Annotated in this window: 4 protein-coding genes; 2 read left to right on the plus strand and 2 right to left on the minus strand. The window is 75.5% G+C overall.

Annotation, left to right across the window (positions count from 1 at the left end; genetic code table 11):
- A partial coding sequence (locus ACFU99_RS38180) for a cytochrome P450 (RefSeq protein ID WP_384401655.1) occupies positions 1-708 on the plus strand: 708 nt, incomplete at its 5' end.
- Positions 709-796: 88 nt separating this feature from the next.
- Here ACFU99_RS38180 and ACFU99_RS38185 read toward each other — a convergent pair.
- On the minus strand, positions 797-1,939 hold the full coding sequence (locus tag ACFU99_RS38185) for a cobalt-precorrin-5B (C(1))-methyltransferase (RefSeq protein WP_384401663.1): 1,143 nt from the start codon (positions 1,937-1,939) through the stop codon (positions 797-799).
- Between the two features lie 74 nt (positions 1,940-2,013).
- On the opposite strand from ACFU99_RS38185, the gene ACFU99_RS38190 reads away from it, so the two are divergent.
- A complete protein-coding gene (locus ACFU99_RS38190) occupies positions 2,014-2,784 on the plus strand; it encodes a cobalt-precorrin-6A reductase (RefSeq protein WP_384401658.1) in 771 nt (256 codons plus the stop codon).
- Positions 2,785-2,874: 90 nt separating this feature from the next.
- Here the strand turns inward: ACFU99_RS38190 and ACFU99_RS38195 are convergent.
- Positions 2,875-3,375: SAM-dependent methyltransferase (locus ACFU99_RS38195; protein ID WP_384401660.1), on the minus strand; the 501-nt coding region annotated here is incomplete at its 5' end.

Below are 3,375 nucleotides of genomic sequence, written 5' to 3' on the forward strand. Positions count from 1 at the left end.
CGCTGGCGCGCCTACGGCGCCACCGTCGCGGCCGGGCACGGCCAGGGCTTCGCCGAGGCCGTTCCCGGCATCATGGATGGGGCCAAGACGGCGATAGCGCGCCGCCGCGCCGAGCCCCGCGACGATCTGCTCTCGGACCTCATCCGCACCCGCGCCGAGGACGGCGACCGGCTCAGCGAGATTGAACTCGTCACCATGGTCTGGCACTTGGTCATCGCGGGGCAGACGCCCGCCAACCTCATCGCCAACGCCGCGGCCGTCCTGCTCGCCCGCCCCGAACAGCTCGCCGCCGTACGCGCCGACCCCGCGCTCATGCCGCGCGCCGTCGAGGAGCTGACGCGCTGGTGCGGCCCGACGCTGCTGTCGATTCCCCGCTACCCGCGCGAGGGCGTCGACCTGCACGGCACGCCCATACGCAAGGGCGAGCCCGTCACCGCCGTCATCGCCGCCGCCAACCGCGACCCGCGCGCCTTCGCCGACCCCGACCGGCTCGACCTCGCCCGCCCCGCCGGACCGGCCGGCCACCTCGGCTTCTCCCACGGCCCGCACTTCTGCCTCGGCGCGTCGCTCGCGCGCGTACAGACCGAAGTCGCCCTCACCACCCTGCTGCGCCGTTTCCCGGACCTCGCCCTCGCCGGTCCGACGGCCGCCCGGCGCGCCATGGACCCGGGCACCTGGCGGCTGGACGAGCTGCGCGTGACGCTCTGACCGACGGCTCGTATCGGGGGCTCCTGGGGGCGCGTTCTCCTTCGACGGCTGACAGGCCGTCAGGCCGGCAGGCCGTCAGCAGAGGGAATCACCCCTCGCGCGGCCCCCGCGCCTCGGCCCGCCCCACGATCGTGCCCGCGCGGTCGATGCAGATGACGTCGACCGCCACGGGCGCGCCGCGCAGCACGCCGAGCGCCTCGTCGCGGGCCGTGCGCGCGACGAGATCGCCCAGCGGCACGCCGCGGGCCGCGCACAACTGCATTGCCTCCAGGCCCGTGTTGGCCCCCGCCACCGCCGCGGCCAGCTCCTCGTCAGCGCCGCCGCCGCGGGCGAGGTCGGCCAGGAACGACTTGTCCACCTGGGAACGGGAGGAGTGCAGGTCCAAGTGGCCCGCCGCGAGCTTCGAGAGTTTGGCGAAGCCGCCCGCCACCGTCAGCCGGTCTACCGGGTGGCGGCGCACATACTTCAGTACCGCGCCCGCGAAGTCGCCCATGTCCAGCAGTGCGTCCTCGGGCAGCCCGTGCACGGCCACCGCGACCTTCTCGGACGTCGAGCCCGTACAGCCCGCCACGTGCGTACGGCCCGCCGCGCGCGCCACGTCCACGCCGCGCCGGATGGAGTCGATCCACGCCGAGCAGGAGTACGGCACCACGATGCCCGTGGTGCCCAGGATGGACAGGCCGCCGAGGATGCCCAGACGGCCGTTCCACGTGGAACGGGCGATCTCCTCGCCGTGGTCCACGGACAGCTCGATCTCCACGTCGCCGCTGCCGCCGTGCCGGGCCGCGACCGCCGCGACGTGCTCCCGCATCAGCTGCCTCGGCACCGGGTTGACCGCCGGTTCCCCGACCTCCAACGGCAGCCCCGGCCGGGTGACCGTGCCCACGCCCGGACCCGCCCGGAAGACCACCCCCGAGCCCGGCGGCAGCGCCCGTACCGTCGCGCGGACCAGTGCGCCGTGCGTCACGTCCGGGTCGTCCCCGGCGTCCTTGACGATCCCTGCCATCGCGCGGCCTGTGCCCAGTTCCTCGGCGGCCAGCGCGAAGGCCGGCGTCTGCCCCTTCGGCAGCGTGATCGTCACCGGGTCCGGGAACTCGCCGGTCAGCAGCGCCGTGTACGCGGCCGTGGCCCCGGCCGTCGCACACGCGCCCGTCGTCCAGCCGGGCCGCAACCCGGTGTGCTGCAACTGCGCGCCGCGCCCGCCGGTAACGTTCGCCTTCGCCTCAGCCATGGTGTGCTCCGGCCCCGCGATCCGCGCGGCCCGGACGCCGCCGGGCGGGGCAGTCACGACCAGAAGGGCACCTGATGACCACGCCGTCCGCGCGACCCGCGCCACGCCACGTACTGATCCTCGGCGGCACCGCCGAGGGCCGCCGGCTCGCCGCCGCGCTCGACGCCGACCCCGCGCTGCGCGTCACCAGCTCCCTCGCGGGCCGCGTCGCCCAGCCGCGGCTGCCCGCCGGGGAGGTGCGGATCGGGGGATTCGGGGGGCCCGAGGGGCTCGCCCGGTGGCTGCGCGAGCAGCAGGCGGACGCGGTCATCGACGCCACCCATCCTTTCGCCGGCACGATCAGTTTCAACGCGGCACAGGCGGCCGCCGAGGTCCATGTTCCCCTGCTCGCCCTCCGTCGGCCCGGCTGGGTCGCTGGTCAGGGCGATGACTGGCACTTCGCCGGGTCGCTGGAGGAGGCGGCGGACCTGCTGCCCGCGCTGGGCGAACGGGTCTTCCTCACCACGGGCCGGATGGGGCTCGGGGCCTTCGCCCACCTGACCCGCCTGTGGTTCCTCGTACGCTCCGTCGACGCCCCCGAGCCGCCGATGCCGCCGCGCATGGAGGTGCTGCTCGACCGCGGCCCGTTCACCGTCGAGGGCGAAGCCGATCTGCTGCGCCGCCACCGTGTCGACGTCCTCGTCACGAAGGACAGCGGCGCGTCGGCCACCGCCGCGAAGCTGGTCGCCGCGCGCGAGGCGAAGGTCCCGGTCGTCGTCGTGCGCCGCCCGCCCGTACCGGACGGCCTCCCGGCCGTGGGGACGGTGGGGGAGGCGGTGGAGTGGGTGCGCGGGGTGCTCGGGTGACGCCGGGGGCGTAGCTCCGCGCCGCGCACGACCGTACGCCCCTAAGGACGTACGGTCACCAGCCCGCGGAGCGGAGCGGGGCGCCCGGCCTCACCCCTCCGGATACCGCCTCGGCGTCCACACGATCTGCCGGCCGTCGCCCCGCCGGACCGTCCGCGTCTGGGACGAGCCGACCAGCAGGATGGTGCGCATGTCGACCTCGGCCGGGTCCAGGTCGGCGAGGCGCACGATCCGTACGCTCTCTTCCGGGCCGCCCACGTCGCGGCCGAGAACCACCGGGGTCTCGGGGGAACGGTGCTCCAGGAGCAGGTCACGGGCCTTGCCGACCTGCCATACGCGGCTGCGCGAGCCGGGGTTGTAGAGGGCGAGCACCAGATCCGCGGCGGCTGCCGCGCGCAGCCGCTCCGCGATGACCTCCCACGGCTTGAGCCGGTCGGAGAGCGACACCACCGCGTAGTCGTGGCCCAGCGGCGCGCCCGCGCGCGAGGCCGCCGCGTGCGCCGCCGTCATCCCCGGCAGCACCCGCACCGGCACATCCCGGTATGGGCCCTCCGAGGCGACCTCCAGCACCGCGGTCGCCATCGCGAAGAC

The organism is Streptomyces sp. NPDC057654 (genome assembly GCF_042800135.1).
Taxonomy (GTDB): Bacteria; Actinomycetota; Actinomycetes; order Streptomycetales; family Streptomycetaceae; genus Streptomyces.